The 24,288-nt window shown below is 45.0% G+C and carries 28 protein-coding genes; 6 read left to right on the top strand and 22 right to left on the bottom strand.

Annotation, left to right across the window (positions count from 1 at the left end; genetic code table 11):
* Positions 1–2: 2 nt before the first annotated feature.
* From spoIIIAD to MH117_RS02620, 5 genes are all read right to left on the bottom strand, one after another.
* Positions 3–392 (bottom strand): stage III sporulation protein AD, encoded by a 390-nt coding sequence (gene spoIIIAD, locus MH117_RS02640; protein WP_028544140.1) that lies wholly within the window; start codon positions 390–392, stop codon positions 3–5.
* An 11-nt stretch (positions 393–403) separates the two neighbouring features.
* Complete coding sequence (gene spoIIIAC / locus MH117_RS02635) at positions 404–607, bottom strand: stage III sporulation protein AC (RefSeq protein ID WP_028544139.1); 204 nt, start codon at positions 605–607, stop codon at positions 404–406.
* Positions 608–618: 11 nt separating this feature from the next.
* Positions 619–1,143: a stage III sporulation protein SpoIIIAB gene (spoIIIAB, locus tag MH117_RS02630; RefSeq protein ID WP_239327060.1), complete on the bottom strand. Its 525-nt coding sequence runs from the start codon at positions 1,141–1,143 to the stop codon at positions 619–621.
* Complete coding sequence (spoIIIAA, locus tag MH117_RS02625) at positions 1,136–2,152, bottom strand: stage III sporulation protein AA (protein WP_239327058.1); 1,017 nt, start codon at positions 2,150–2,152, stop codon at positions 1,136–1,138. The genes spoIIIAB and spoIIIAA overlap by 8 nt, the downstream gene beginning before the upstream one ends.
* Before the next feature lie 154 nt (positions 2,153–2,306).
* Positions 2,307–2,576 carry a YqhV family protein gene (locus tag MH117_RS02620; RefSeq protein WP_239327056.1) on the bottom strand — a complete coding sequence of 90 codons (270 nt, stop codon included), beginning with the start codon at positions 2,574–2,576 and terminating at the stop codon, positions 2,307–2,309.
* A gap of 187 nt (positions 2,577–2,763) precedes the next feature.
* Here MH117_RS02620 and comA point away from each other — a divergent pair, with 187 nt between their 5' ends.
* The 3 genes from comA to MH117_RS02605 all read left to right on the top strand — a co-directional run bounded on the left by comA (position 2,764) and on the right by MH117_RS02605 (position 4,973).
* Positions 2,764–3,582 carry a phosphosulfolactate synthase gene (gene comA, locus MH117_RS02615; RefSeq protein WP_239327054.1) on the top strand — a complete coding sequence of 273 codons (819 nt, stop codon included), beginning with the start codon at positions 2,764–2,766 and terminating at the stop codon, positions 3,580–3,582.
* Between the two features lie 48 nt (positions 3,583–3,630).
* A complete protein-coding gene (locus tag MH117_RS02610) occupies positions 3,631–4,365 on the top strand; it encodes a 2-phosphosulfolactate phosphatase (RefSeq protein WP_239327052.1) in 735 nt (244 codons plus the stop codon).
* 149 nt (positions 4,366–4,514) lie between these two features.
* Positions 4,515–4,973 carry a DUF441 domain-containing protein gene (locus MH117_RS02605; protein WP_239327050.1) on the top strand — a complete coding sequence of 153 codons (459 nt, stop codon included), beginning with the start codon at positions 4,515–4,517 and terminating at the stop codon, positions 4,971–4,973.
* Positions 4,974–4,983: 10 nt separating this feature from the next.
* Here the strand turns inward: MH117_RS02605 and MH117_RS02600 are convergent, their stop codons facing one another.
* The 5 genes from MH117_RS02600 to MH117_RS02580 all read right to left on the bottom strand — a co-directional run bounded on the left by MH117_RS02600 (position 4,984) and on the right by MH117_RS02580 (position 9,455).
* Positions 4,984–6,237 carry an aspartate kinase gene (locus MH117_RS02600; protein ID WP_239327048.1) on the bottom strand — a complete coding sequence of 418 codons (1,254 nt, stop codon included), beginning with the start codon at positions 6,235–6,237 and terminating at the stop codon, positions 4,984–4,986.
* 288 nt (positions 6,238–6,525) lie between these two features.
* A complete protein-coding gene (gene efp / locus MH117_RS02595; RefSeq protein ID WP_239327047.1) occupies positions 6,526–7,083 on the bottom strand; it encodes an elongation factor P in 558 nt (185 codons plus the stop codon).
* 33 nt (positions 7,084–7,116) lie between these two features.
* Entirely contained in the window at positions 7,117–8,190 is a 1,074-nt protein-coding gene (locus MH117_RS02590) for a M24 family metallopeptidase (RefSeq protein WP_239327045.1), read from the bottom strand.
* Between the two features lie 31 nt (positions 8,191–8,221).
* Positions 8,222–8,686 (bottom strand): type II 3-dehydroquinate dehydratase, encoded by a 465-nt coding sequence (aroQ, locus tag MH117_RS02585; protein WP_239327043.1) that lies wholly within the window; start codon positions 8,684–8,686, stop codon positions 8,222–8,224.
* 118 nt (positions 8,687–8,804) lie between these two features.
* Complete coding sequence (locus MH117_RS02580) at positions 8,805–9,455, bottom strand: YqhR family membrane protein (protein WP_239327041.1); 651 nt, start codon at positions 9,453–9,455, stop codon at positions 8,805–8,807.
* 273 nt (positions 9,456–9,728) lie between these two features.
* Between MH117_RS02580 and MH117_RS02575 the strand changes: the two genes are divergently transcribed.
* Positions 9,729–10,622, top strand: coding sequence for a DUF1385 domain-containing protein (locus MH117_RS02575; protein ID WP_481857238.1), 894 nt, complete (start codon positions 9,729–9,731; stop codon positions 10,620–10,622).
* A gap of 38 nt (positions 10,623–10,660) precedes the next feature.
* Positions 10,661–10,978, top strand: coding sequence for a hypothetical protein (locus MH117_RS02570; protein ID WP_239327040.1), 318 nt, complete (start codon positions 10,661–10,663; stop codon positions 10,976–10,978).
* Positions 10,979–11,693: 715 nt separating this feature from the next.
* Here MH117_RS02570 and MH117_RS02565 read toward each other — a convergent pair.
* The 3 genes from MH117_RS02565 to mntR all read right to left on the bottom strand — a co-directional run bounded on the left by MH117_RS02565 (position 11,694) and on the right by mntR (position 14,964).
* The gene (locus MH117_RS02565; RefSeq protein WP_239327039.1) at positions 11,694–12,671 is read right to left on the bottom strand and encodes a patatin-like phospholipase family protein; all 978 of its coding nucleotides are present in this window, start codon (positions 12,669–12,671) and stop codon (positions 11,694–11,696) included.
* 149 nt (positions 12,672–12,820) lie between these two features.
* Positions 12,821–14,401 carry a family 10 glycosylhydrolase gene (locus MH117_RS02560; RefSeq protein WP_239327038.1) on the bottom strand — a complete coding sequence of 527 codons (1,581 nt, stop codon included), beginning with the start codon at positions 14,399–14,401 and terminating at the stop codon, positions 12,821–12,823.
* Positions 14,402–14,538: 137 nt separating this feature from the next.
* On the bottom strand, positions 14,539–14,964 hold the full coding sequence (gene mntR / locus MH117_RS02555; protein WP_239327037.1) for a transcriptional regulator MntR: 426 nt from the start codon (positions 14,962–14,964) through the stop codon (positions 14,539–14,541).
* A 197-nt stretch (positions 14,965–15,161) separates the two neighbouring features.
* Between mntR and splB the strand changes: the two genes are divergently transcribed.
* On the top strand, positions 15,162–16,247 hold the full coding sequence (gene splB, locus MH117_RS02550) for a spore photoproduct lyase (RefSeq protein ID WP_239327036.1): 1,086 nt from the start codon (positions 15,162–15,164) through the stop codon (positions 16,245–16,247).
* A 147-nt stretch (positions 16,248–16,394) separates the two neighbouring features.
* Here the strand turns inward: splB and MH117_RS02545 are convergent, their stop codons facing one another.
* From MH117_RS02545 to MH117_RS02505, 9 genes are all read right to left on the bottom strand, one after another.
* Complete coding sequence (locus MH117_RS02545) at positions 16,395–17,111, bottom strand: cytochrome c biogenesis CcdA family protein (protein WP_239327035.1); 717 nt, start codon at positions 17,109–17,111, stop codon at positions 16,395–16,397.
* A 74-nt stretch (positions 17,112–17,185) separates the two neighbouring features.
* The gene (locus MH117_RS02540; protein WP_239327034.1) at positions 17,186–17,995 is read right to left on the bottom strand and encodes a metal ABC transporter permease; all 810 of its coding nucleotides are present in this window, start codon (positions 17,993–17,995) and stop codon (positions 17,186–17,188) included.
* Between the two features lie 50 nt (positions 17,996–18,045).
* Complete coding sequence (locus tag MH117_RS02535; protein WP_239327033.1) at positions 18,046–18,795, bottom strand: metal ABC transporter ATP-binding protein; 750 nt, start codon at positions 18,793–18,795, stop codon at positions 18,046–18,048.
* A gap of 37 nt (positions 18,796–18,832) precedes the next feature.
* Entirely contained in the window at positions 18,833–19,846 is a 1,014-nt protein-coding gene (locus MH117_RS02530) for a metal ABC transporter solute-binding protein, Zn/Mn family (protein WP_239327031.1), read from the bottom strand.
* A 409-nt stretch (positions 19,847–20,255) separates the two neighbouring features.
* The gene (metG, locus tag MH117_RS02525) at positions 20,256–22,268 is read right to left on the bottom strand and encodes a methionine--tRNA ligase (RefSeq protein ID WP_239327029.1); all 2,013 of its coding nucleotides are present in this window, start codon (positions 22,266–22,268) and stop codon (positions 20,256–20,258) included.
* A gap of 131 nt (positions 22,269–22,399) precedes the next feature.
* Positions 22,400–22,612, bottom strand: a complete 213-nt coding sequence (locus MH117_RS02520) for a hypothetical protein (protein WP_239327027.1) — start codon at positions 22,610–22,612, stop codon at positions 22,400–22,402.
* Between the two features lie 71 nt (positions 22,613–22,683).
* Positions 22,684–23,004: a membrane protein insertion efficiency factor YidD gene (gene yidD / locus MH117_RS02515; RefSeq protein ID WP_239327025.1), complete on the bottom strand. Its 321-nt coding sequence runs from the start codon at positions 23,002–23,004 to the stop codon at positions 22,684–22,686.
* On the bottom strand, positions 22,982–23,482 hold the full coding sequence (locus MH117_RS02510; RefSeq protein ID WP_239327023.1) for a Fur family transcriptional regulator: 501 nt from the start codon (positions 23,480–23,482) through the stop codon (positions 22,982–22,984). The genes yidD and MH117_RS02510 overlap by 23 nt, the downstream gene beginning before the upstream one ends.
* A gap of 135 nt (positions 23,483–23,617) precedes the next feature.
* Positions 23,618–24,277, bottom strand: coding sequence for a YidC/Oxa1 family membrane protein insertase (locus MH117_RS02505; protein ID WP_239327021.1), 660 nt, complete (start codon positions 24,275–24,277; stop codon positions 23,618–23,620).
* Between the last annotated feature and the right edge of the window lie 11 nt (positions 24,278–24,288).

Below are 24,288 nucleotides of genomic sequence, written 5' to 3'. Positions count from 1 at the left end.
GATTAAGCCGGAAGCAGCTTCATGACGGTTTCAATAATAACGCTAATTATCGGAATGGCCATCACCATAATGAGCACCTTGCCTGCCAGCTCAATCTTAGCAGCGATGCCATCTTGTCCAGCATCACGGACGACTTGCGCGCCAAATTCTGCAATATAGGCTATTCCAATAATTTTTAAAATAGTTTTCAAGTATACGGGTTGAATCCCCGAACGGTTGGCGAGATCTTCCAACACTTTGATAACAGCCTCAATCTTGCCTATTAAGAAGAGGAAGATGACAATACCTGCAAATGCGGATATAAGAAACGCAAACATCGGCTTCTGCTCCTTCACAACAAGCACAAGGATGGCTGCGATTAGACCAAGTCCGACAATCTGAATAATCTCCATACATGTGTCACCTACTGAAACAAGAAAATGGTCTTAATCTCTTGAAACAAATTGTCCAGCAGCCGAACAACCATAAATAACACAACAACAAACCCGATCACAGTTACCCAGTGAGCCATGTCTTCTTTGCCCATCTGCTTCAGTACGGTATGAATCATGGCAATGATTATGCCGATCCCGGCAATCTGAAATATCGCACTCACATCCACATTCATCCGAAGGCACCTCAATATATTAAAATGACTACTAACACCCCGCTTAACAAACCTAAACTGCGACTTAATGTCCCATAACGCATATAATCTTCACGCGCGTTTATTTCTTCCTGCTCCAGCCTTTTGATCGCATGTCGGATATGGTTGCGCTGATCCTCACGATCACTTATGCCGAGGCTCATACCCAAGTCATACAACACGCGAATATCCTGATGCTTAAGAGCGGTTTCGGGTGAAACTCGATTCAAGGCCTGATGCCAAGCTTCTTTTGAGGTCAATACAAGAGCTTCCCGCTGCTTCATGCTGGAGGCAGCGGCAGCAAATAATGTATTTAACGGCGCGGACAGCTGCATGCCAAGCTCCTCAAAAGCATCATCTAGCGGCGTGTGACCATAGACGATTGACGTCTCTAGCCGTTGTAAAGCAACAATCAGTTGTCTGATCTGCCTTGGTCTTGCTGCATAGGAAGCGGATTGCACCCAGCCGATTGCGCTGGCTGCAGCAATAACGATTGCTGTCCCAATAAGCTTATACACGCCCACCCCCGCCTTTCACACCTGCGGTCATTTCTGGCATGAGCAAAGCTCTTCGTTTGTCATCGTATATTTTCCAGGTCCACTCCTTCTTGGTCCTCTTTAGCAGTATAATTCGAGAAAAAACCCCTTCTGTCAGTAGCTCTCCTATGCCTGGCCTGCGTCTCAGTTCTTCCACATCACTGCCGTGAGCAGAAGCAATAACGCGTACACCTGCGTGTATAGCTTCCCGCATAGCGAACACGTCCTCCTCACGGCCGAATTCATCTACGACAATTACATCAGGGGACATCGACCTGATCAACATCATCATCCCCTCAGCTTTTGGACAACCGTCTAATACATCGCTGCGAAAGCCAAGATCAAAGCTTGGCACGCCTTTTATGCATCCAGCAATTTCAGACCGCTCGTCCACAATGCCAACTTTTAGTGATTGCCAACGGGCATCCGGGTGGTTCCACATACCAGAAGCAGTCGAACGCGCTACATCCCTTAGCAAAGTTGTCTTTCCATGCTGCGGCGGCGAGACGATCAAGGTGTGATAGACAGACTGTGCTCGAAAATCGAGCAAATACGGCATTATCGAAGCCGCTGTCCCCTTGACTTCTCTAGCGATTCTTACGTTAAAACCCGAAATATCGCGCAGATGGCTTACCTTTCCTTGATGAAGTACCGTTCGTCCTGAAAGACCAACGCGGTGTCCCCCCGCAATAGTGACATACCCTCTCCTAAGCTGCTCCTCCATCGTATATAAGGAATGATTAGTCAACAGATCCAGAAGACGATGGCAGTCTTCCCTCGATGGAGTGTATGCTTCTAATGGTTGCTCGGTTATCGTCCCAAGATTCGTTATAAAGTGGTACTCACCACACGTACTGACCTCAAGCGGCCTGCCTTCACGAATACGAATTTCTTCCATTACGTTTAATAGCCGCGAGGGCAGCTGCATGATGAGCGAACGCAGCTCTGGGGGCAGCACGAGAGACCAGCTAGTCCGGTCTTGCGCAGTCATGGTATCCCTCCTCGCTCACCTGATTCATTCCTACATACAGGAATAATGCTTGCCCATCTACACTGATGTGTATGGAACAACCTAAGCAAATATGACAATGGGTCATGAATTCGTTTTAGTCTTACATTTGGTAAGACCATCGTCTATTTTGAGATTATTTTTTTAAAATGCCCACTAATAAACAAGTGACACCTATCGTAATCCACACGAATTTGCCCCAAGAGAGCTTGTCCGCAATACCAATCAAACCAATCGTAGTCGTTGCAATTAACACCATTGGCCCAACTAATGCCAGCATAGAGTTCACAGCAAGCGCTTTGTGCGGTTCATTAAGCCTTAACATGATAACAGCTGCAAGCAACTCCAGACTGCCCGAGAGGAATCGCAGGCCTGCCATACTAAGCACTATTTTGTCAAAAGACATCTCCGCAGCCTCCTTTCCTTAATCTGGAATAACTAAATAACAACCTCAATTGTCTTCCGTTTATTCATATGCTGTTTCTCCTCAGAATAGAGCAGTAGGTCCATCCACTAGGCACCTGTCTGGGATTGAACGCATATATTGCTTCAAGATGCTATGTCAAGCAGCACATCCAAAGGAGAATTGGCATATGAACCGATTAATAACCACCTCTAAATGGCCAATTGGGCTATCAGATCCAAGCGGAGAACGTTTGCTTCAACCTAGGTCATTCGGTTATACGATGGTAATGGACAAAGGCTTGGGCCTGCAGGCGTTTGAAGATTTTTTAGCTTGTGTACATGAGCATATTGACATATTAAAGCTCGGATTCGGCACATCTGCCCTGCTGCCACCTTCTTTCATACGCGCAAAGACATTGTTGGCCAAATCGTATGGGCTGCGTATTATGCCAGGTGGTACCTTATTGGAGATTGCCATTGCTAAAGGTATGGTAGATGATTTTTTTCATATGATGAAAGAAACGGGCTTTAACACCATCGAGGTATCCGATGGTTCGATCACGCTCTCACGTTCAGAACGAAGGTCGCTTATTAGCCGCGCTGTGGAAGAAGGTTATACCGTAAGCACCGAATACGGAAAGAAGCTCGAACATAACCCATTTCAAATAGAGGAAATCACGGAAATACTATTGGATGACCTGACACACGGCGCACAATGGATGACACTTGAAGGCCGCGAATCGGGCGTCAACGTCGGTGTATTTGACACCAACGGCAATTGTAATGTCGAGTTAATCGGTAACATTCTAGCTGCTGTCCCTTTTCCAGAGAAGATTATGTGGGAGGCTCCCCACAAAAACCAACAGTTGTTTATATTAAAAAATGCAGGCGTAAATGCAAATATTGGTAACGTAGCACATGGGGATGTGATTGCGCTGGAAGCTTTGAGACGCGGTTTAAGAGCAGATACATTTTTAGACCGTCTTGCATTCTATTATGAGATCTAGTGCAGCCGTGGATATCATGTTCCTGCATAAGAAAGGAGGTGCATGCAGATGCAAGTCGATGCCATATCAAGTATTAGTGAAGCACGCGCGATTGACCTGTCCCATCGTACCGTAATTGTGATCGACGTGCTGCGGGCGACTAGTACAATTGTAACAGCGTTGGCCTACGGCGCAGCCGGTGTTATTCCAGTTGAGACTGTCGGTCAAGCCAAGCATTGCTTTGTACCAGGGGATATTCTTGGGGGCGAGCGCTACTGTAAAAAAATAATTGGCTTCGATGCAGGCAACTCTCCTTTAGAATACACAAATGATGATTTTCGAGGACGCCGCATTGTTTTAACGACTACAAACGGAACACGAGCCATTCAAAAAGCGGTTCGGGCGGAGCATATTATTGCGGGTGCTTTTCTGAACGCACAGCTATGTGCGCAAGTAGCTGTGAAGCTAAAGCGAGATGTAGCCTTATTGTGCGCCGGTTCACAGGATACGTTTGCATTTGAAGACGGCTTGTGTGCGGGACTGCTGCTTCACGAGATTAGTAGAATAAAAGAAGAAACCCACGATGCAATCGTCATGAACGATCTTGGCTCGATGGTAATGAGTGCTTATCTTCACCATGCGGACAATTTGTTGAGTGCTTTACAGCAATGTACAAGTGCCAAACGGCTTGCCAAACTTGGTTATCATAAAGATGTAGAATTCTGCTCAGCAGTAAATACCATTCCTGTAGTCCCACGAATGGTCCATCAGATGATGATTCCTTTTACCGGGTTCACCTCATAATAGCAATCTAACACTCTGCTTTCGAAGCTACATCGACTTTTCGTTCTAAATGAGCGGTATGTGTTCATATCGTGAGATAAGAGCTTGCCCAGCTTCATAAGGCATTAGATATGCAAGCTCTTATTTTCCATGAAGGAGCCACCTTATATATGAACGGCGAAGTTGTTCTGGTCACTTTAATTATCGTGGGACTTATTAGCCGCTCTCCTATCATTACGACTGCGGCCTGCTTTTTACTGATTATTAAGCTTGTCCAGCTTGATCGATTTCTGCCTACACTGGAACGTAGAGGGTTAGAGCTTGGACTGTTATTTTTAACGATTGGTGTGTTAGTGCCTTTTGCAACAGAACGAATCGAGACAAAAGACATCGTAAACACGCTTACCTCATGGACAGGCATCCTTGCACTGACAGGTGGTGCACTTGCTACATTTATGAACAGTAAAGGACTTGACCTATTAAAAAACGACCCACAAATGATCGTCGGGCTTGTCGCCGGATCGATCATCGGGATCGTCTTTCTGCGTGGCATACCGGTTGGTCCCCTAATGGCCGCAGGTATTACCGCTTTTTTATTGCAGCTTGCAAGGTGGATATTTCAAAAATAATTCCTATTCGTTAACGACGATCCTGCGGGCCACCTACGAATACTTGTTCCACGGTGTCCAAGCCATAAGCCGTGTGCAAAGCTTTCACTACATCGTGAAGCTGTTGATTGGCGATCACGCATGATACTTTGATCTCGGATGTACTGACCATCTTTATACTGATGCCAAGCCCGGATATCACTTCGAACATCTTCGCTGCAACACCCGGATGGCTGACCATCCCGGCGCCAACAATGGATATCTTGACCAGATCAGTCTCAGAAGTCACTTCACGGTATGGAAGCTCGGATTTCAGTTGGTCCAGAACATGAATGGCCCGATCACGATCATGCAGCGCGGTTGTAAAGGAGAAGTCTGCCTCTCCATTCAATACCCCGCTTTGCACAATAATATCTACATCGATCTCGGCTTCGGCGAGCGTGCCGAACACTCTTGCCAATACCCCTGGCAGATCAGCAACACCCAATATGCTAATACGTGCTACATTTTTATCGTACGCAATTCCGCTGACGACCACTCCCTGCTCCATGACCGCTTCCTCCTTCACGTAAGTTCCCTCGTTATGATTAAAGCTAGATCGCACCACCAAACATACGTTGTTATGCTTCGCATACTCAACAGCCCGTGGATGCAATACCGCCGCCCCTAAGTGAGCCAGTTCCAACATTTCGTCGTAAGAAATTTCCTGCAGCTTACGAGCACATCGCACAATACGTGGATCGGTGGAATAAATACCGTCAACATCTGTGTAGATCTCGCACACGTCTGCCTGAATAGCTGCAGCTAAAGCTACTGCAGTTGTGTCAGATCCGCCGCGTCCAAGCGTCGTAATCTCGCCAGACTCAGACATGCCCTGGAAGCCAGCAACAATTACGATGTTACCCGTATCAAGTGCATCAATGACACGAAACGGTTCGATATCAGCTATTCGTGCCTTACCATGTGTATCGTCCGTGCGGAATCCAGCTTGCCAACCTGTAAATGACTTTGCTTGATGACCTAACGAATGAATGGCCATTGACAAAAGCGCAACGCTTATCTGCTCGCCTGTCGTTAATAGCATATCCATTTCTCGAGCAGGCGGATTGTCGCTTAGCAATCTGGATTTATCGATCAGATCGTCTGTCGTATCTCCCATTGCAGATACAACAACGACACATTGATGACCCTGCTCTTTCTTTTCTACAATACGCTTAGCAACCCGCTTCATACGCTCGGTGTCACCGACAGAACTTCCCCCGAATTTCATGACGAATAAAGCCACGCTGACTCACTCCAATCCCGTAGGAATGTATAATTTCTTTTAATTGCATATTATAGCATAATGTTTGCCAGAATAGTCGTAAAAGTTGTACGTCTGTCTAAACTTGTATAAGGACGTTTTTCCCTCGTATACAAACACAAATTAATGCCTCTCAAGGGCGTACATTCGATATTCGCAATCACCTGTAAACTAAAAAAAGTGATTAAACAGAAACAACTTCCTGTTCAATCACTTTTTTTATTTAAATGTCAGTATATACGTTGTAATCAACTTACATCCAACATTTGATTAGGCGCGGGAAATGTATTTACCTTCGCGCGTATCGATAAGCAATACATCATCTTCGTTGATGAAGAGAGGTACTTGAACGTTCAGGCCCGTTTCGACTTTAGCGTTCTTCGTAGCGCCTTGAGCCGTGTTGCCTTTGACGCCTGGCTCCGTCTCAATGACTTTAAGTTCAACGCTGTTAGGCATGTTAATGCCCAAAATTTCGCCTTTGTAGCTGATGATGTTAACCATCATGTTGTCTTTCAAGAAGTTAATTTCCCATTCCAATTGCTCTTTACTTAGTGCAAATTGATCGTAGGACTCGTTGTCCATAAATGTATATTCTTCACCGCTGTTGTACAAATATTGTACTTCACGGTTATCGATCTGTGCGCGGCCGATTGTCTCGCCTGCACGGAACGTCTTCTCGACAACGTTGCCGTTGCGCAAGTTTCTAAGCTTAGAGCGAACAAATGCTGCGCCTTTGCCTGGTTTAACATGTTGGAATTCTACTACGGAGAAGATGTCATGTTCTACTTCTACCGTTAATCCTGTCTTAAAATCGTTCACTGAAATCACTGTGAATACCCTCCTAAATCTATTCGTGCAAAATTACATCTCAAGCACGAGCAAGTCTTTCGTAGATTGTGTTATTATTTCAATCCCGTTCTCCGTAATGACGATATCGTCTTCAATACGTACACCGCCGAATCCAGGCACGTAAATGCCCGGTTCTACTGTTACGGTCATACCGGGAGTTAACACCGTATCGCTTGCCTTCGACAAACCTGGACGCTCATGTACTTCCATGCCCAAGCCATGTCCCAAGCTGTGCCCAAAGTTCGGGCCATACCCATAACGAGTAATGATATCGCGCGCCAACGCATCTGCCTCACGTCCAGTCATACCAGGACGAATATGTTCCAAGGCATATAATTGGGATTCCAACACGATGTTGTAGATTTCTTTATGCTTGTCTGTTGGTGTTCCAAGCACGACTGTACGCGTAATGTCGGAACAGTATCCTTGGAAGTAAGCACCAAAGTCGAGTTTAATAAACTCATTCCCTTTGATGATACGATCGCTAGCCACACCATGAGGCAGCGCAGAGCGTTCACCGGAAGCAACAATCGTATCAAATGAGCTTGAAGTTGCTCCTTGCTTACGCATGAAGTATTCCATCTCTAGTGCAATGTCTTTCTCAGACACACCAGGCTTCAAATAATTCAAGATATGACTGAACGTACGATCTGCAAGCGCTGCAGCATCGCGCATCACACGCAGCTCTTCCTCGTCCTTAATCATCCGCAGGTCTTCTATTAATCCGCTGGTTGGAACCAATTCAATTGGATTCAACTCTTCGGCATAATTGGAGTAAGCAGCAAAGGTAACATGATCCTGTTCAAATGCAAGACGCGAAATGTTAAGCTCCTGAAGCAGCGACTTCAACGTATCCGTTACTTTGGCATGCTCTAAGATTTCGAAATCCGGGGATTGCTCAGGCGCCTGAGTCATATATCGGAAATCTGTCAGCAGGATTGCCCGCTCATGTGTTATCAACACATAACCTGAAGAGCCTGTAAAGCCAGTTAAGTATCGACGGTTAATGTCACTTGCAACCCATATCGATTCCAACCCTCGTTGATCCATTTCCTTGCGCAATCGCTGAACGCGAGTGTTACTCATCCGAATCATCTCCTGTCAATGGTGTTCATCGTTATGTATGCGTAGATAGTCCTTTGCCGTTCTGCTGCACTGCTTGATGAAGCGCATATAATCCAAGTTCGTAGCTGTACGAGCCGAACCCTGCGATCTGTCCAACGACTACTGGTGCTGTCACCGACTGATGCCTGAAAGCTTCGCGCTTATGGATATTGGACATATGAACTTCAACCGTAGGAATGCTGACGGTGGCAAGCGCGTCACGAATCGCATAGCTATAATGCGTCCAAGCCCCAGGATTGATTAAAATGCCGTCGCACGTTCCATATGCGGCATGGATACGGTCAATGACCACTCCCTCGTGGTTGCTTTGCACGCATTCAAGCTCGACACCCAGCTCATTGGCGATTGCAAGAAGTCGAGCCTCGATGTCAGCAAGCGATTCATTGCCATACACACCAGGTTCCCGAATCCCCAACATATTCAGGTTCGGTCCATTTAATACTAAGTAACAAGCCACGCCTATCCCACCTTATGCAGACGAATACTCACGTATTTTATCATACGAACAGCCGCTTGAGAAGCATGTACCTAGCTAAACCATAACGAATTCGATCCCTGACACTTTTGACGCGACATTACATAACCGGCTCTGGCTGGTTGTTTGAGTCCGTTCCACCTGTACGGCCCTCATTGTCGTTCGACTCTTCCCCCCTAGCTTGACTACCTGACTTGCTAGCTCCTTTTGGTCCACTTGAATGCTGATTATGGCTTCCCTTTGATCCTCCCGGCTCACGAAGTCGCTCATCATTAAACTCCATTGCAACCGTATATCCAATAAACAAGCCCCATAACAAAAATAGGCAGAAATCAGTATATATTGAATTCCAAGTTGTCTTCGTTACTGGCGGCATCATCTTTATCATAGGTCCCACAGCTACAAACAAGATAACCCACCACACAATGCCATATACAATACCCGCCCATGGCCCAGGAATTTTCTTCATAAACATTGTATAGATAACACTTGCAAGCATAGAGAATCCGATAAAGACGACATATCCTGCTGCTCCACCGCGTGCAGTTACCAAGTAGCTGTGATTATAGAAGGGTTCAATTAAAAAGCCAGGAACTACAATTGTAAAGTGAAAAGCATAAGCCATCCACCTCAGCCCCCCCCATATGAGCCCGGCAAACATACCAAGCTGCATAGCGAACCAAAAGGGATTCGTTTTCCTTCCGCTGCTTCCTTTATCGTGATGCTGTTGTCGATATTGCTGTTCATTCATGTCTTTGTGCCCCTTTCATGCTGTCTATCGCCCTTTGTTACGGAGTTAATCAGGCAAGCTCGCAAAGGTAGTATGCACGAATTGGGTGCATCTTAACGTTATTCCTCTATTTCCTGCATCTGTGTTGTGGTAGCAATAAGACTGCAAATTCGATACAATATGACTATATCGTCCATCACAGTTGTTGTGGCTGGATCTCATTCAAGGAAGGTGAAGCGATTGTCAGAGCAATCCAAAGCGATTTACGGTGGACAAGCAGTTATTGAAGGAGTCATGTTTCAAGGACGCCACGTGAACGTGACAGCAGTGCGTCGTAAAAATAACGAGATTTCCTATTATGAAGTTCCACGTGAAGAGAAGAAGTGGCTTAATGCCCTCAAGAAGATCCCGCTTGTGCGTGGCTTGGTTGGCATTATTGAAGCAAGTGCACGAGGAGCGCAGCACCTTAATTATGCTGCAGAGAAGTATGCGGAGGACGAAGAAGGGCCCGTTCAGGAATCGGACAAAAAGTCTGGGTGGAGCCTAAGCATGATCTTGGGTGTAGCAGTAGTGGGCGTGCTGTCCTTTATTTTCGGGAAAGTCATTTTTACAGCCGCACCAGCTGTAATTGAACAACTTTTATTTGGTAAAGCATTTGAGAACCAAGTCGTTCATACGATTATTGAAGGTATTATTAAGATTGTTATTTTGATCGTCTATTTGTGGGTCATATCGATGACACCTATCATCAAAAGATTGTTCCAATACCACGGTGCAGAACACAAGGTCATTACCGCTTATGAAGCAGGACTTGAGCTGACTGTCAAAAATGTTCAGAAGTTCAACACGCTGCATTACCGATGCGGCAGCAGTTTTATTGTTTTAACGGTTATTATTGGCGTGATTATTTATTCCTTTGTATCATACGATTCTTTAATGGAGCGTGTACTGTGGCGACTGGCGCTGCTTCCGCTCGTTATCGGGGTTTCCTATGAATTTTTGCGATTCACGAATGCACTGCGAGATGTTCCTGTACTGCGATTCCTTGGTTACCCTGGATTATGGCTGCAGTTGTTAACAACCAAGGAGCCTTCTGACGACCAAGTTGAAGTATCCATCGCATCCTTTAACCGTATGCTTGAACTGGATAAACAGCTCCAACCCAATGGGGCCACCAAAGCTTCTTGATAACAAGGAACAGACCCTGTCGAAAGGATGGATAGTTGATGAGACGATTTCCATCATGGTTCATGATTGCGCTGATCGCACTTGCAACCATCGGCCTAGTCGGGACGATTATTAGCAACCCGACGTACTTCCTGATCCCGCTTGTGCTCGCCGTTATTATATTTGCACTATACAAATGGGGCCCAAAGCGAGCAGCGGCAAAGCCCCGAATCAAGAAATCAGCTCGAACAGAAGCAAAGATTAAGAGAATGCAGAAGCCAGTAGTCAAACATAAAGCTGAACGACGGCGTTCAACGGCATCTCTAACTGTGATTGACGGGAATAAGTCTAAGCCTAAATCAAAGACCAATTCGTAACCACCTGGAAGCTAAGCGGTCTGGTACTCTGCCTCACTAATTGTGAGACAGGAATTTAACTCTTGTGCACGTGAAGTGGCCAGTCATCGGAATCTCGACGACTGGCTATTTATTTTGTACAGATTGTCGGCTACCGCTGTAAGTATTATGTTCATATTTCTACGTGTCATTATTTTTTACACTACCATATATAAAAATGGCCAACAGTGATACAACAGCAATAGTCTTAATTACTATAGGTACTTCAAGAACTAGACTTACGATAAAAAAAGTAGCTAATAAACCAATTTCTTCAGTTAAGTATGACGCAAACTTTTGCTTTTTAATTCGATATACTAATACAGACGAGAAAAAAATAGTAAGTACTGCATAACTAATAATTATAAACATAATAGACCTCCGCCTGAAATTAATAAAATAGCCCATAAAACAAGGGCTCTTTTATTATATACTTTATAATGACATCAGACTCAGCCTTTCAAAATCGTGAAATAAAACTATGTAGCACCTTAGCTTATGTTGGTATTTTTACACATGCAAAAACACCTCCAAGTGTTAACTCCATATCCTACGACATGAAATGCTTCACTTGAAGGCGTTTTGAATTGTCTCGTATTAGGGGCAATTTCAAGCCCCAAGTTTCTTTTGAAGGTGTTTTGAATTTGTCTCACACTATGCGGTCCATTGCTTGAAGGAGTACAAGCTCCCCCGTTTCTTATTTAAACTTCGCCATAAACACTTCATAGAATTGTTCATATTGCGTATAAGTCCAATCATCAAAGTACTTATTTCCTGCTGTCAGACCGGAGTCATACAAAGCAAGGTTTTGTTCCTTTGTGATATCAAACTCGGTCAGTCCAACACCAAGCGTTGGAATCTTTATTGTCCTGTACCGATTATGCTGTTCAATATAACGCTGATCATGTGCAGATATCATCGTTTCAACCATAGCTTGCAGCATCGTAATTAGGCCCGTAATGCGATTCGACTTCACATCCTGCATTCCAACCATTTGAAAACCAATTGTAGGAATCACACGCATCGTGCGCGGATCCCGCTCCTGATCAAACAACCATAATGGAAAATTGCTAAGCATACCGCCATCCACAACGTAAGTGAATTGCTTTCTGAATGCTTTTGCTCGGCCCTTCCCATTTATTAATGTCTCTCTAATCATGACGGGATCAAAAAAATATGGAATGCTGGTACTCATTCGAACTGCCTTGCTTACCGGGAATTCATCAGGCTGGATGCCATACTGTTTCATATCCTCTGGCAGAACTAGCAATCGACCATTTGTAATGTCCGATGCAATAATGCGAAGTTGGCCTGGCGCAAGGTCCCCAAAATTACGTACTCCTTTTGCGAGCAGCAATTCATGAATCCAATGCTCCAAAGCTTCTCCTGAGTACAGTCCTTTTTTTAGAAACAAACGTATTATCGGCCCAATCCATTTCACTTCAAAAATAGGCGCTCTTTTAAGAAAAGAGGAAAATGGCGTTCGAATAATGACCTCTCTCATCTCTTCAGCTGTATAGCCAGCCGCAATCAGAGAAGCGACAATCGCGCCTGAAGAAGTACCTGCGACATGACGAAAGGATATACCTGCAAGCTCAGCCGCCCTGACGGCCCCAGCCAACGATATACCTCTCACTCCACCGCCTTCAAAAACAGCGTTAATTTCTACGCTCATATCGGTATACCCTCCCGAGCGGTCTTTGAGTGCTGCATACTGTTATGTATGCCTGCTCGGGAAGGGTTATGATACGAATCCATACACAAGTCTATCTGACTTGTATACATTCTTTGCATTGCTTATACGCTGTACTGGCTATGCACACGTTACTTTTCCTGATCTTCATAGTATTGCTTTAGGGAATCTCCTACCTGTTTTGTATTACGAATCAGATCTTTAGCGCTAAAGTAAATGTCGCCAGCAACCGAACTGAATTGTTCATTGTACTTCAGCTGCTTTATTAATACATCTGCATTGGCCCAATCCTTCCCATTCGCATCCGCCAACTTGTAAGCTGCGTGCCCGATGTAAAGATCAACACCAGTACCTTCTGTTTCCTTCACCCACCACTGGACCAGCGTGTCGTAAGAAGCAGCTTTATGACCAATATGCCAATAGATTTGTGGTGCTACATAATCGATCCAGCCATTCTGAATCCAATTGCGTACATCTGCACTCAAAGAGTCATAACTAGTTACACCAGCATTGGTATTGGAACCAGTAGGATCTACAGAAGCATTCCGCCATACGCCAAACGGACTGATACCAAACAAAATGTTAGGCTTTGCGCTATGAATCTTACTGTCCATCGTTTGAACGAATTGATTGACATTGTTGCGACGCCACTCTTCTTTATTGTTATATACTTTGTTATAAGTGCGATAAGATGCATCATCCTTAAATGGCTCGGCTTCTTGACCATACGGATAGAAATAGTCATCGAAATGAACACCATCAACGTCGTAGTTGTTTACTACCTCCATGACAGATTCCATAATAAAGCTCCGTGCAGCCGGCACTCCCGGGTCAAATAAGAGCGTATTTTTATGCTTGACAACCCAATCTGGATGCTGACGTGCGGGATGATCCGTCACAAGCTTGTTCAGATCCGTTTGAACGCTGATCCGATAAGGGTTGAACCAAGCATGGAATTTCATCCCTCGTTTATGCGTTTCCTCAATCATAAACGCAAGCGGATCATATCCGGGGTCTTGCCCCTGCTTGCCTGTCAACCATTCAGACCAAGGAAGCAGCTTGGAAGGATAGAAGGAATCTGCTGTCGGCCGTACCTGTACGAAAATGGCGTTTAGCCCCATCTGCTGCAATTGATCCAGCATCGTCGTAAAGTCTTGCTGCTGCTTCACCTTATCATACCCTTTACGTGGATCACTCGGCCAATCGATATTGTATACCGATGAGATCCATGTCGCACGCAGCCCGGCAGCAGGCTGCTCCACCCCCTCGCCTGTTACCAAGCTCACGGTTTGAAGCAGCGGATCCCAATTGACTTGCACGCCAAGGCTCTCTCCAATAAAACGCAGCGGTACCATCGTCCGTCCCCCTTTCATCTCCGCTCCGACTTCCAATGACACATTTGTACCATTCACTAGTGCACGTTTTTCTCCTAGTGTCAATTTGATTGTCTTGTCTGCTTTTTTGAATTCTACCCCTCGTGTACTAGGGTTCCAGGTTACGTCTGCGCCAAGTCCTTCCCCAATTGCACGAAAGGGCAGCATCGTCACATTCTTGCCAGGTACAAGATAGGGAGCAACATCTGATACAAGTCGTTTACTATCGACAAAGATCTTTATCTCTTCTTTCACTTGCGCATAAGCAGTCGGCATAACAGCTGCGCATATTGTCACCACTCCGATTATAGCCACAAGTTTGTGTTTCCATTTGTTCATTAAGCATTCTCCCATTCTGTATGTATTGCTAACGCTAGTTTCATAGAGCCTATTAATCACACAAAGGTGTATGATTTAATATGCTCATTTATATAGACGCAAAAAATAAAAGATCTGTTTCGCAAGAAACAGATCTTTTACGATTCGTTGTCCAATTCGCTGCGGATGCTGCGTAATATTTGCAGCCGCTCCGGCTCACGATTAAAATATTCAACCAACGATGCAATACAATTTATGGAATCCGAACTTAAATGGTGTTCGATACCTTCGACGTCTGTATAAATGTGCTCATCTTTCACACCTATAATTGTAAGAAACTGCTCCAACAATTCATGCCGATCAACCAAGCGCTTTCCGATCTTCTTGCCCTTGCTTGTAAGTACCAGTCCACGATATTTCTCATAAATCAGATACTGATCCTTGTCCAGCTTCTGGATCATCTTTGTCACCGATGATGGATGGACCTCTAGTCCTTCTGCGATATCAGACACACGTGCGTATCCTTTTTCATCGATTAATTTGTAGATGCGCTCTAAATAATCTTCCATGCTTGGTGTAGGCAACTTATTCCCTCATTTCTTACTTCCATTTCGACACATTCATAATAAATCACCTCTTTTATTTTACATGGTTCTTAGCCCAAGTTCAACCTCGACACTTATTTCGACATTTACCAGACAACATTCAATCGACTTTAGTGCAAACTAACAGCAGCATAAATTGCTGTTCTTTATGACACGACTAATTTGGAGGCCTTCGCATGTCCAGTGCCAAAACATCCTCAGCCGATAAACAACGAACCAAAAGAGCGTCAAGAGAAACACCGTCATTTGTGCCAGATCTTGTATATTTCGAACCGGATGCACTGCACTACCCTAAAGGACAGCAAATCATGACATGGGTTAAGCAGCATGGCATTGAATACCTGATGACGTCTTCTCACAATCGAATAATGAACCTCCCTGGAGAGGGAGAATTGGAAAAGTATCGCATGGCTAAGCGTACACTTGTTGTAGGCATACGCAAAACCTTAACATTTGACCAGTCTAAGCCATCAGCAGAGTATGCAATTCCGATTGGAACGGGCTGTATCGGACATTGTCATTATTGTTATTTGCAAACCACGTTAGGAAGCAAACCTTATATTCGCGTGTATGTAAATACAGACGATATATGGAACGCTGCAAAGCAATATATCGAAGAGCGCAAGCCAGAATTAACCCGCTTTGAAGCTTCCTGCACATCCGACCCTTTAAGTTTGGAACATATTACAGGAAATCTTTCAGACCTAATTGTACGTATGGCAGATGAGGAATTCGGCAAATTAAGATTTGTGACAAAATACCATCATGTAGAGCCATTGCTGCAATTAACTCATCAAAAAAGAACAGATGTCCGATTTAGCATAAATGCAGATTATGTGATCAAGAACTTTGAGCCCGGAACTTCCCGTTTCGAAGAACGAATTCAAGCAGCCGGCAAGATCGCACGCGCCGGATATCCACTGGGATTTATTATCGCCCCCATTTATTGGTATGAAGGCTGGGAAGCGGGGTATACACAATTGTTAGAACGACTTGCGAAGGAATTGCCTGAAGAAGCGACGTGGGATTTATCGTTCGAGTTGATTCAGCACCGTTTTACGAAAACAGCCAAGTCTGTCATCGAGAAACGATATCCGAAGTCTAAGCTGATCATGAACGAGGATGAGCGCAAATACAAATGGGGCCGTTGGGGGCAAGGAAAATATGTATACCCTGATGAGCAAGCCAAGCTGCTTAAATCATTTATATCAGAGCGAATCTACCATCATTTTCCCACTGCGCGTATATTGTATTTCACTTAGTCTTATATACAACTGATTATTTATCCTTTTCGCAGTAAGCCCTAGAATTAAATATATAAATAAGACAATAGCCATAAGATGCAGTGCCAAGGTAAACAGCACAGCGCCTAAATGGCTATTCTATCACATATATGGACATAAGCTGGCTTATGTAAGGTCAATCAACCATTGTGGAGACAGCTTTAGCAACCAAATATTAATGTCTGTTAGTTGATCCGTAAACAGCAGTACGCCCATTATGATCATGAGGATGCCGCCCACCTTCATTAAAGGCGCGGAGTACTTCGTGAGCCAACGAGTTGATCCGATAAAAAATGCAAGTACAAAGAACGGAATCGCAAAGCCTAATGCGTAGGCGGTTGAAAGCCAAAACCAGGAATCAGGCTCTTGTGTCGCTAACGATAGAATCGCACCTAGTATAGGACCAACACAAGGAGACCAGCCCGCAGAGAATCCAATGCCAAATAAAAAGGAACCGAAATAGCTGCCTCTTTTGCCCGCAATCTCCCACTTTCGCTCTCTCATTAGCATATGTGGCTTAAACACGCCGATCAGAAACAGGCCCATAATAATAATGATAATCCCAGCTATTTGCCTTACAAGATCACGATACTGGACAAGCAAAGAACCAAATACACCTGCACTAAGTCCAAGCGTGTAGAACACCGCACTGAATCCTAAAATAAAAAACAAGGTGTGTGTCATTGTTTTCCATCTTACTTCGCGCTTAGAACGTTCATTTTTTAGTTGATTAACCGACATTCCCGTAATGACGGAAATATAGGAAGGATAAAGCGGCAAGCAGCATGGTGAAATAAACGACACCATCCCCGCCCAAAACGCAACCCATATCGTTACAGTCATGAAGTCTGCCTCCACTTTCTAGTAATTGCGCTCCGTTAACTTGTAAAATACGGAAATGCGCAGTTATTACTAGTTTATACCTTTCCTCCACGACGCACAAGCAAAGTTAGGATAAGAACGGCAATAAGGATCAAGACAATAGTAGCACCCGGAGCCAGGTTCCATACACCAGCCGTAATAAGTCCAGCTACAACAGCAAACTCAGATACGAACACAGATGCAATAATGGCTTTCTTAAAGCTGCGGGCCACAAGCAAGCTGGTAGCGACTGGGATAGTTAGCAATGCCGAAACAAGCAAGGCACCTACTATCTTGATTGCAGCACTTATAACAAGTGCAGTAAGCACAGTCAAGGCAAGATTAAACCAGCGAACAGGCAGTCCATTTACCGCAGCGGCATCCTCATCAAACGTTAATAGGAACATTTCCTTCCAGAAGACGACCATAAATCCGATAACAATCAGTGTTACACCGCCAACTACCGAGATATCCATCCAATTTAACGTATAGATGCTTCCAAAAAAATAGTTGGTGACATTAGCATTAAAGCTCTTGCCAAGCGTGAAAAACAAAGATGCAAGCGCGACACCGCCTGACATAATGACGGCAATGGACAATTCCGCATATGTCTTATACGCTTTTCTTAGTTTCTCAATCGCAAAAGAACCAAGCAGCGCAAATATAAGTCCGCCTGCCAGCGGATAAATACCAATAAGAAATCCTAGCGCGACTCCTGCTATCGTCACATGAGCCAATGTGTCTCCTATCATAGAAAGACGCCGCAATACTAGAAAGATGCCCATCAAAGGTGCAGTAATACCGATTAGCAGTCCGCCAATAAGTGCCTTTTGAAAAAATTGTGACGTTATAATATCAATAAGCATATGATCTCCTCTTATCTCTCTTCTCCAGTTCTTCTAATGACGAACTGTCCTCAGCTCATTACGCTGTGCGTCAAGTTCGGCAGCGCACATTCCATCTCATGTGAATGCTTGCGATAGAAGTTAAACTTGCCGCAGCACTGCACAGGCTCCTTGCCTAACCATGCATTCACCATATCCAGATCATGTGACACCATCACAAATGTCATCCGGTGATGCTCATGCAGATGCTGAAGCAGTTTAAAGAAGTCCTTTTGCGTATCGGCGTCAATGCCGACGGTCGGCTCATCAAGGATAAGCAGCTCCGGCTTATTTACCATCGCTCGAGCTAGGAATACGCGCTGCTGCTGGCCCCCGGATAACGCTCCAATCCGCTTGTCGGCCAGATCAGTAACACGCATCACTTCAAGCGCGTCCAGACATTTGTCTTTGTCAGCACGAGACAATCGACGGAATAAGTTGCGGCGGTTATACATGCCGGACTGTACCACCTCCATCACCGTTGCCGGAAATAAGGGGTTAAAGCTGTTCTTCTGCGGCACATAACCGATCCGCTCCCAGTCTTTAAACTGCTGAATCGGTGTCCCAAACAAACGAACCTCGCCTGCCGTTGGTCTCAGCAAGCCCACCATCAAACGAAGCAGTGTTGTTTTACCTGCTCCATTTGATCCGATAACTCCGACAAAATCACGTTCTCTAACTTCAAAGCTAATATCGTCAAAAACTTTCTGATCCTCATACTGGTAAGCTACTTGATCCAATGTGATCACCTGCTGGTGGCAGGCGTTGATTGTGTCTGTCATAGTCCTCTCACTTCCCTACTCCTTACTGCCATCTTTCCTATTGTAGCGCTTGGAGTAAATTTTGCAAATTACGCTCCATCAATGTGATATAGTTATCGCCTGCTTTCTCCTGCTCTTGTGTCAAACCTTCTAATGGACTTAACACAAGCGTCTCTACTCCCGTTTCGTCTGCCAACGTCTTGGCTAATTGATCTGACACCAGTTCTTCAAAGAAAATGTACTTGATGCCCTCATCTTTCACCAGCTTCGACAGCTTTACTAAATCCTGCGCACGTGGCTCGGCATCAGGAGAAACACCCATAATCGCATGTTGTGTCAGGTTATAGTCACGGCATAAATAACCAAATGCTTGGTGAGACACAACCATTTCACGGTTTTTCAGATTTTTAAGAGAATCGTCATATTTATGGTCTAGCTCAACCAATTTCTTATGGAGTGTATCATACCGTTGCTCGTACTCTGCCTTATGGGATGCATTTGCTTGAATTAACGCATCCTTAACATTTTGCGCCATAATGAGAGCAGACTTTGGACTGACCCAAGTATGTGGATCTGTTCCTCCATGATCATGACTTGCATGATCATGACCTTCATGTCCTGCCTCTGCTTCTTCATGCTGGTGAGCCTCACCCTCGTGCTCGTGCTCATCCCCAGTGGCCGTAATTAACGATATCCCCTTGCTGGCTTCTGTAATTTTCACATTAGAACCTGCATCCAAGCCTTTCTTGAAGTCATCAAGCCAGCCCTCGAAGCCAGCACCTTGTACAATCAGCAGTTGAGCCTGCGATGCATTTTGAATATCCTGACTTTTAGGTGTCCAATCATGTGGCTCTATGCCGGCAGGAATCAGATTGATCGTATTTACACTATCTCCACCTATCTCATTCACCAGGAAGTAAAGCGGATAGAAACTGGTGACGACGTTCACTTTTCCTTCTACAATCCCCTTACTGTTCGTATTGCCGCATCCAGCCGCTAGCAGCGCCATACTAATCAACATCATCAAAACAATCCGCATACCTCTATGTTTCCCAATCATTGTGGCTTTCATCTTTATCTCTCCCTTTCCAATCCCTACTTCTATTTTGTTTCTATGATATTAATTCGTAATCATTACTATTAAGATTATAGGCACCTTGGTTCGTTCTGTCAACGCCTAATCCTGAACACATCTCCTCCGCCTCATTTCCCACTCCATATTCATCTGCTATGAAGCAAACGCTCAAGCTCCTGCTATCAATAGGGATACATTAAACATCATCAAGTCATACCAATTATCTGCTTGCTCTATATTCACCTTATTCTAGCCAATTTTTTAAGGAGATAATAATCGTGGCGACGCCAAATATCAAGCCGCAGGCAAGACAAATATGCTTCCACTCGTAAAGTCTCACTACACAACAAAACCTGCAGCTGTCACTCCTCAATCGAGCGACTACTGCAGGTTATTTAAGTCTCTGTTACTTTACGACAGCCCCATTTGGCATGCTTTCTGGAACTGTTGCCAACGTTAACTGACCATCCTTGGACGCTGCCAATACCATACCTTGCGACAAAACGCCCCGCAGCTTCACTGGCTTCAAGTTAGTTACCACAATCACCTTCGTGCCAATAAGTTGTTCAGGCGTATAGTACTGGGCAATGCCTGATACAACTTGACGCTCTTCATAGCCTAGATCAAGCTCTAGTCGAAGCAGCTTATCAGCTTTAGGCACAGGCTCTGCATGTTTCACTTGTGCTACACGCAGCTCAACTTTAGCAAATTCGTCAATCCCAATCTCAGGCTGTGTATCTTCAGGCGTCTCAAGTGGCGCCGCTTCCTTGTTAACACTCTTGTTGGTAGCAGCTTTAACTTCTGTGTCTGACAGCGAATTGATCATAACGGCTGTGCCACCCATAGCTTCCACGATCGCGGCTACTTCCTGTTCCAGATCCAGACGCGGGAAGATCGGGCTGCCTTTCATGACTTTAGTGCCCACCTGAATACTGCCGAACGTACGAGCAGAAGTCCAAGCCGTTGCTTCTCCTTCTACAAGCCCAAGCTGCTCCCAGATCTTCTTAGGTGTACCCGTTAAGAATGGCTGCAGCACGATCGAGACAATACGCAAGCTTTCTGCCAAGTGATTCATAACAGAAGCCAATTCGTCTTTTTTCGCCTCTTCTTTTGCCAATGCCCAAGGCTGTGTCTCATCAATGTACTTGTTTGTACGGCTGATCAACTGCCAGAGCGCCGTCAACGCTACGGAGAATTCCATCTTCTCCATCGCTTCTTCCACTTTGTCCACCGCTTGTGCGGCTGCTTCTTCCAATGAAGCGTCAAATGCCGTCACTTGGCCAGAGTAAGAAGGGATGTGACCATCAAAATATTTATCAATCATCGCAACTGTACGATTCAGCAAGTTGCCAAGATCATTCGCCAGATCAAAGTTGATACGTTCTACGAATCCTTCTGGCGTAAATGCGCCGTCAGAGCCAAACGGCACTTCACGCAGCAGATAATACCGAAGTGCATCAAGACCGTAACGATCGATTAGAATGACTGGATCTACCACATTCCCTTTGGACTTCGACATTTTCCCATCTTTAGCCAACAACCAGCCATGGCCAAACACCTTCTTCGGCAGCGGAAGATTAAGCGCCATTAGCATAATTGGCCAATAAATCGTATGGAAACGAACAATCTCCTTCCCAACGAGATGTACATCTGCTGGCCAGAATTTGTTATATAGTTCCGCATCGTCCGAACCGTATCCTAATGCCGTAATATAATTGGAGAGCGCGTCAATCCATACATAAACGACATGTTTTGGATCACCTTTTACTTTGACGCCCCAATCAAAAGAAGTACGTGATACAGCCAAATCTTCCAAGCCTGGCTTAATAAAGTTGTTAATCATTTCATTTTTGCGAGACTCCGGCTGAATAAATTGAGGATGCTCTTCGTAATAGGCTAGCAGACGATCCGCATACTTACTCATCCGGAAGAAATAGCTCTCTTCCTTAACCAGTTCAACTGGGCCTCCACAATCTGGACAACGCCCATCGTTGAGTTGGCGTTCCGTAAAGAATGACTCACATGGCGTACAGTACCACCCTTCGTAAGTACCTTTGTAAATGTCATCCTGCTGCAGCAGCTGGTCAAAGATCTGTTGAACTACGGTTTTGTGACGATCTTCAGTCGTACGAATAAAATCATCATACGAGATGTCCAGTTTATTCCACAAATCTTTAATACCAACTACGATGTTATCAACAAATTGCTGTGGGGTTGTGTTCGCTTCAGCCGCTTTGCGCTCAATCTTCTGACCATGCTCGTCAGTACCTGTCAAAAAACGAACATCGTAACCTAGAAACCGCTTATAGCGAGCCATCGCATCCCCTGCCACCGTCGTGTAAGCGTGGCCGATATGAAGCTTTGCACTAGGGTAAAAAATGGGAGTTGTAATATAAAACGTGTTGTCTTTCTTAGTCATGTTATTTCCTCCTTATCATGTAGCAGGTCTTTATTTCTTGTCTGTGTATGGCGAAATAAAGACGCAAAAAAACCCTCATCCGCTTGGGACGAGAGCTTGAACTCACGTGGTACCACCCAAATTTCCATTCTTCATGAGCTTCCATCAAAAATGGCTTCGTTATGCCGGCATATAATCTGCCGTCTAAATTCGTTAACGGGAATGAACCGCCGTATGCTTACGTCCTTATCACAAGCAACATCGAAGTAACCTGAAAGGGCGCTTGCATCCAGTACCTCCGGGACCATATTCGAAAGTGTCACCATACCGGCTCGCAGCCCACCCGGCTCTCTGCAATGGTTCATCTTTGTACTCATCCCATCATTGGCCAAACATATACATATATGCTCAATATAGCTCACTTCTTATGACCATGTCAAGGACGCTCGCCTGACTGGTCCGCAGTAGAGGTAGCAATTGGTGAACTTCCCTTGCCCGGCGGCACCAAATCAACGCCACCTGCATGAAACGGATGACACTTGGCAATCCGTTTCACCGTGAGCCAGCTCCCCTTTGCCGCCCCGTGAACTTCAATCGCTTCCAAAGCATAAGCAGAACAGGTCGGGTAAAACCGACAAGTTGGCGGCTTTAATGGCGAAATGAATTTGCGATAGAAATGTATCGGCACTTGAACGGTGCGCGTCCACCCTGACCGTGATCTCGATACATATTCCTTATTTGGATCGAGCGTGCCCATGATGAGCCTCCTGTGTCTGACCTGACACATTATGATCCTGTGACTGGCTATCAGGTAATGAACCTGGTAATTGGCAAGCTTCACAATAGCCAAACACTTCGAATTTATGCTTTACAACTTGAAACCGGGCCGGAACATCCGTCAGCGGCATCGGACAGAAGTGAATCGGATATGTCTTCTCACACTGCAAACACACCATATGATGGTGATGAAGGCTTTCCGCACAATGGCCTCTGAACTTCATCCCGTCTTCAAATACGATCTGCTCCAGCACGCCAAGATCGTGCATAACACGTAAATTCCGATATACGGTATCAAAACTTAAACCCGGATATTTCTTCCCCATCACATCGTAGACATCTTTTGGTGAAAGGAAGCCGTCCGTTTCCGAGAATAGCTTTGCAAGTGTTCTCCGCTGGTCCGTAATGCGCAGTCCTTGCTCTGACATCTTCTGTAACATCTGTTCGGTCTGTAGCATCCTAGTCCCTCCTGACTCTATAATGCGACAACGTCAAGCCCTTGTCAAACCAGACAAGTTAAAACCAAAAAAGAGTCGTTCCATGAAGGAACGACATCTATAGGATTCACCAGCAAACTAATCGTCATATTCTGTTTACGCTGTCCCGGGCACTCCTTTACGCAGCAGCCGCTGTCCAATTGAAGTTCGATAAATCAATCTCTCGATGAGTGTGAACATCGCATTTACTGCCCAATACAAACCTAAAGCAACAGGTGCTTGCCAGAAAACCATTAGCATGATCGCTGTAAAAATGAAGGGCAGACCCATACGTTTTAACATGGAGCCAGCTACAGCGAGCTCGGGTACAACTGGAATCATCATGGCGACAAACGACAACAGAGCATATAGAATGGGCATAACGTGATAAGGATCTGATTGACCAAAACTTGATACCCACGGGATAAAGGTTGATGACATCGCCCCACCGTGTGCAGTAAACATTCGATATAATCCGATAAAGAGTGGCATCTGAATTAACGGCAGTAGCATCGTCAGTCCAATTCCATACTGACGATACAGCTTCGTGGACTCCTCCAACAGCTTCTCTTTATTATGCTCAAACTTTGCTTGCAGCCCTTTTAACGCCTCGCGCATGGAGATTTGCTTGACCTGTCCTTTAGCATTGTAAAAATTAACATATATAAGCGCAACACGCACGAGTAAGGTTAATGCGATTACCGCAAGTCCCCAATCACCTGTTGCATAGTAGAAATAATTCAAAGCGGAATTTAAACCATCCGTAATCCATTGCATAAATTCATTCT

The sequence above is a fragment of the Paenibacillus sp. ACRRX genome, assembly GCF_022346885.1.
GTDB lineage: Bacteria > Bacillota > Bacilli > Paenibacillales > Paenibacillaceae > Paenibacillus_B.
Note: the sequence above shows the minus strand (reverse complement) of the source record. Positions and strands in the feature narration are given on the sequence as shown.

Excerpts from the sequence above, each read along its gene's own strand:
- spoIIIAA (WP_239327058.1), bottom strand. The coding sequence starts at position 2,152 with ATGACTGCGCAAGACCGGACTAGCTGGTCTCTCGTGCTGCCCCCAGAG.
- MH117_RS02520 (WP_239327027.1), bottom strand. The coding sequence starts at position 22,612 with ATGAACCATTGCAGAGAGCCGGGTGGGCTGCGAGCCGGTATGGTGACA.
- MH117_RS02575 (WP_481857238.1), top strand. The coding sequence starts at position 9,729 with ATGTTTCAAGGACGCCACGTGAACGTGACAGCAGTGCGTCGTAAAAAT.
- splB (WP_239327036.1), top strand. The coding sequence starts at position 15,162 with ATGTCCAGTGCCAAAACATCCTCAGCCGATAAACAACGAACCAAAAGA.
- MH117_RS02510 (WP_239327023.1), bottom strand. The coding sequence starts at position 23,482 with ATGCTACAGACCGAACAGATGTTACAGAAGATGTCAGAGCAAGGACTG.
- MH117_RS02540 (WP_239327034.1), bottom strand. The coding sequence starts at position 17,995 with ATGCTTATTGATATTATAACGTCACAATTTTTTCAAAAGGCACTTATT.
- MH117_RS02505 (WP_239327021.1), bottom strand. The coding sequence starts at position 24,277 with ATGCAATGGATTACGGATGGTTTAAATTCCGCTTTGAATTATTTCTAC.
- MH117_RS02535 (WP_239327033.1), bottom strand. The coding sequence starts at position 18,795 with ATGACAGACACAATCAACGCCTGCCACCAGCAGGTGATCACATTGGAT.
- MH117_RS02620 (WP_239327056.1), bottom strand. The coding sequence starts at position 2,576 with ATGTCTTTTGACAAAATAGTGCTTAGTATGGCAGGCCTGCGATTCCTC.
- MH117_RS02570 (WP_239327040.1), top strand. The coding sequence starts at position 10,661 with ATGAGACGATTTCCATCATGGTTCATGATTGCGCTGATCGCACTTGCA.
- MH117_RS02590 (WP_239327045.1), bottom strand. The coding sequence starts at position 8,190 with ATGAGTAACACTCGCGTTCAGCGATTGCGCAAGGAAATGGATCAACGA.
- MH117_RS02565 (WP_239327039.1), bottom strand. The coding sequence starts at position 12,671 with ATGAGCGTAGAAATTAACGCTGTTTTTGAAGGCGGTGGAGTGAGAGGT.
- MH117_RS02545 (WP_239327035.1), bottom strand. The coding sequence starts at position 17,111 with ATGACTGTAACGATATGGGTTGCGTTTTGGGCGGGGATGGTGTCGTTT.
- comA (WP_239327054.1), top strand. The coding sequence starts at position 2,764 with ATGAACCGATTAATAACCACCTCTAAATGGCCAATTGGGCTATCAGAT.
- MH117_RS02530 (WP_239327031.1), bottom strand. The coding sequence starts at position 19,846 with ATGAAAGCCACAATGATTGGGAAACATAGAGGTATGCGGATTGTTTTG.
- spoIIIAD (WP_028544140.1), bottom strand. The coding sequence starts at position 392 with ATGGAGATTATTCAGATTGTCGGACTTGGTCTAATCGCAGCCATCCTT.
- MH117_RS02610 (WP_239327052.1), top strand. The coding sequence starts at position 3,631 with ATGCAAGTCGATGCCATATCAAGTATTAGTGAAGCACGCGCGATTGAC.
- spoIIIAC (WP_028544139.1), bottom strand. The coding sequence starts at position 607 with ATGAATGTGGATGTGAGTGCGATATTTCAGATTGCCGGGATCGGCATA.
- MH117_RS02605 (WP_239327050.1), top strand. The coding sequence starts at position 4,515 with ATGAACGGCGAAGTTGTTCTGGTCACTTTAATTATCGTGGGACTTATT.
- MH117_RS02560 (WP_239327038.1), bottom strand. The coding sequence starts at position 14,401 with ATGAACAAATGGAAACACAAACTTGTGGCTATAATCGGAGTGGTGACA.
- yidD (WP_239327025.1), bottom strand. The coding sequence starts at position 23,004 with ATGGGCACGCTCGATCCAAATAAGGAATATGTATCGAGATCACGGTCA.
- metG (WP_239327029.1), bottom strand. The coding sequence starts at position 22,268 with ATGACTAAGAAAGACAACACGTTTTATATTACAACTCCCATTTTTTAC.
- MH117_RS02580 (WP_239327041.1), bottom strand. The coding sequence starts at position 9,455 with ATGAATGAACAGCAATATCGACAACAGCATCACGATAAAGGAAGCAGC.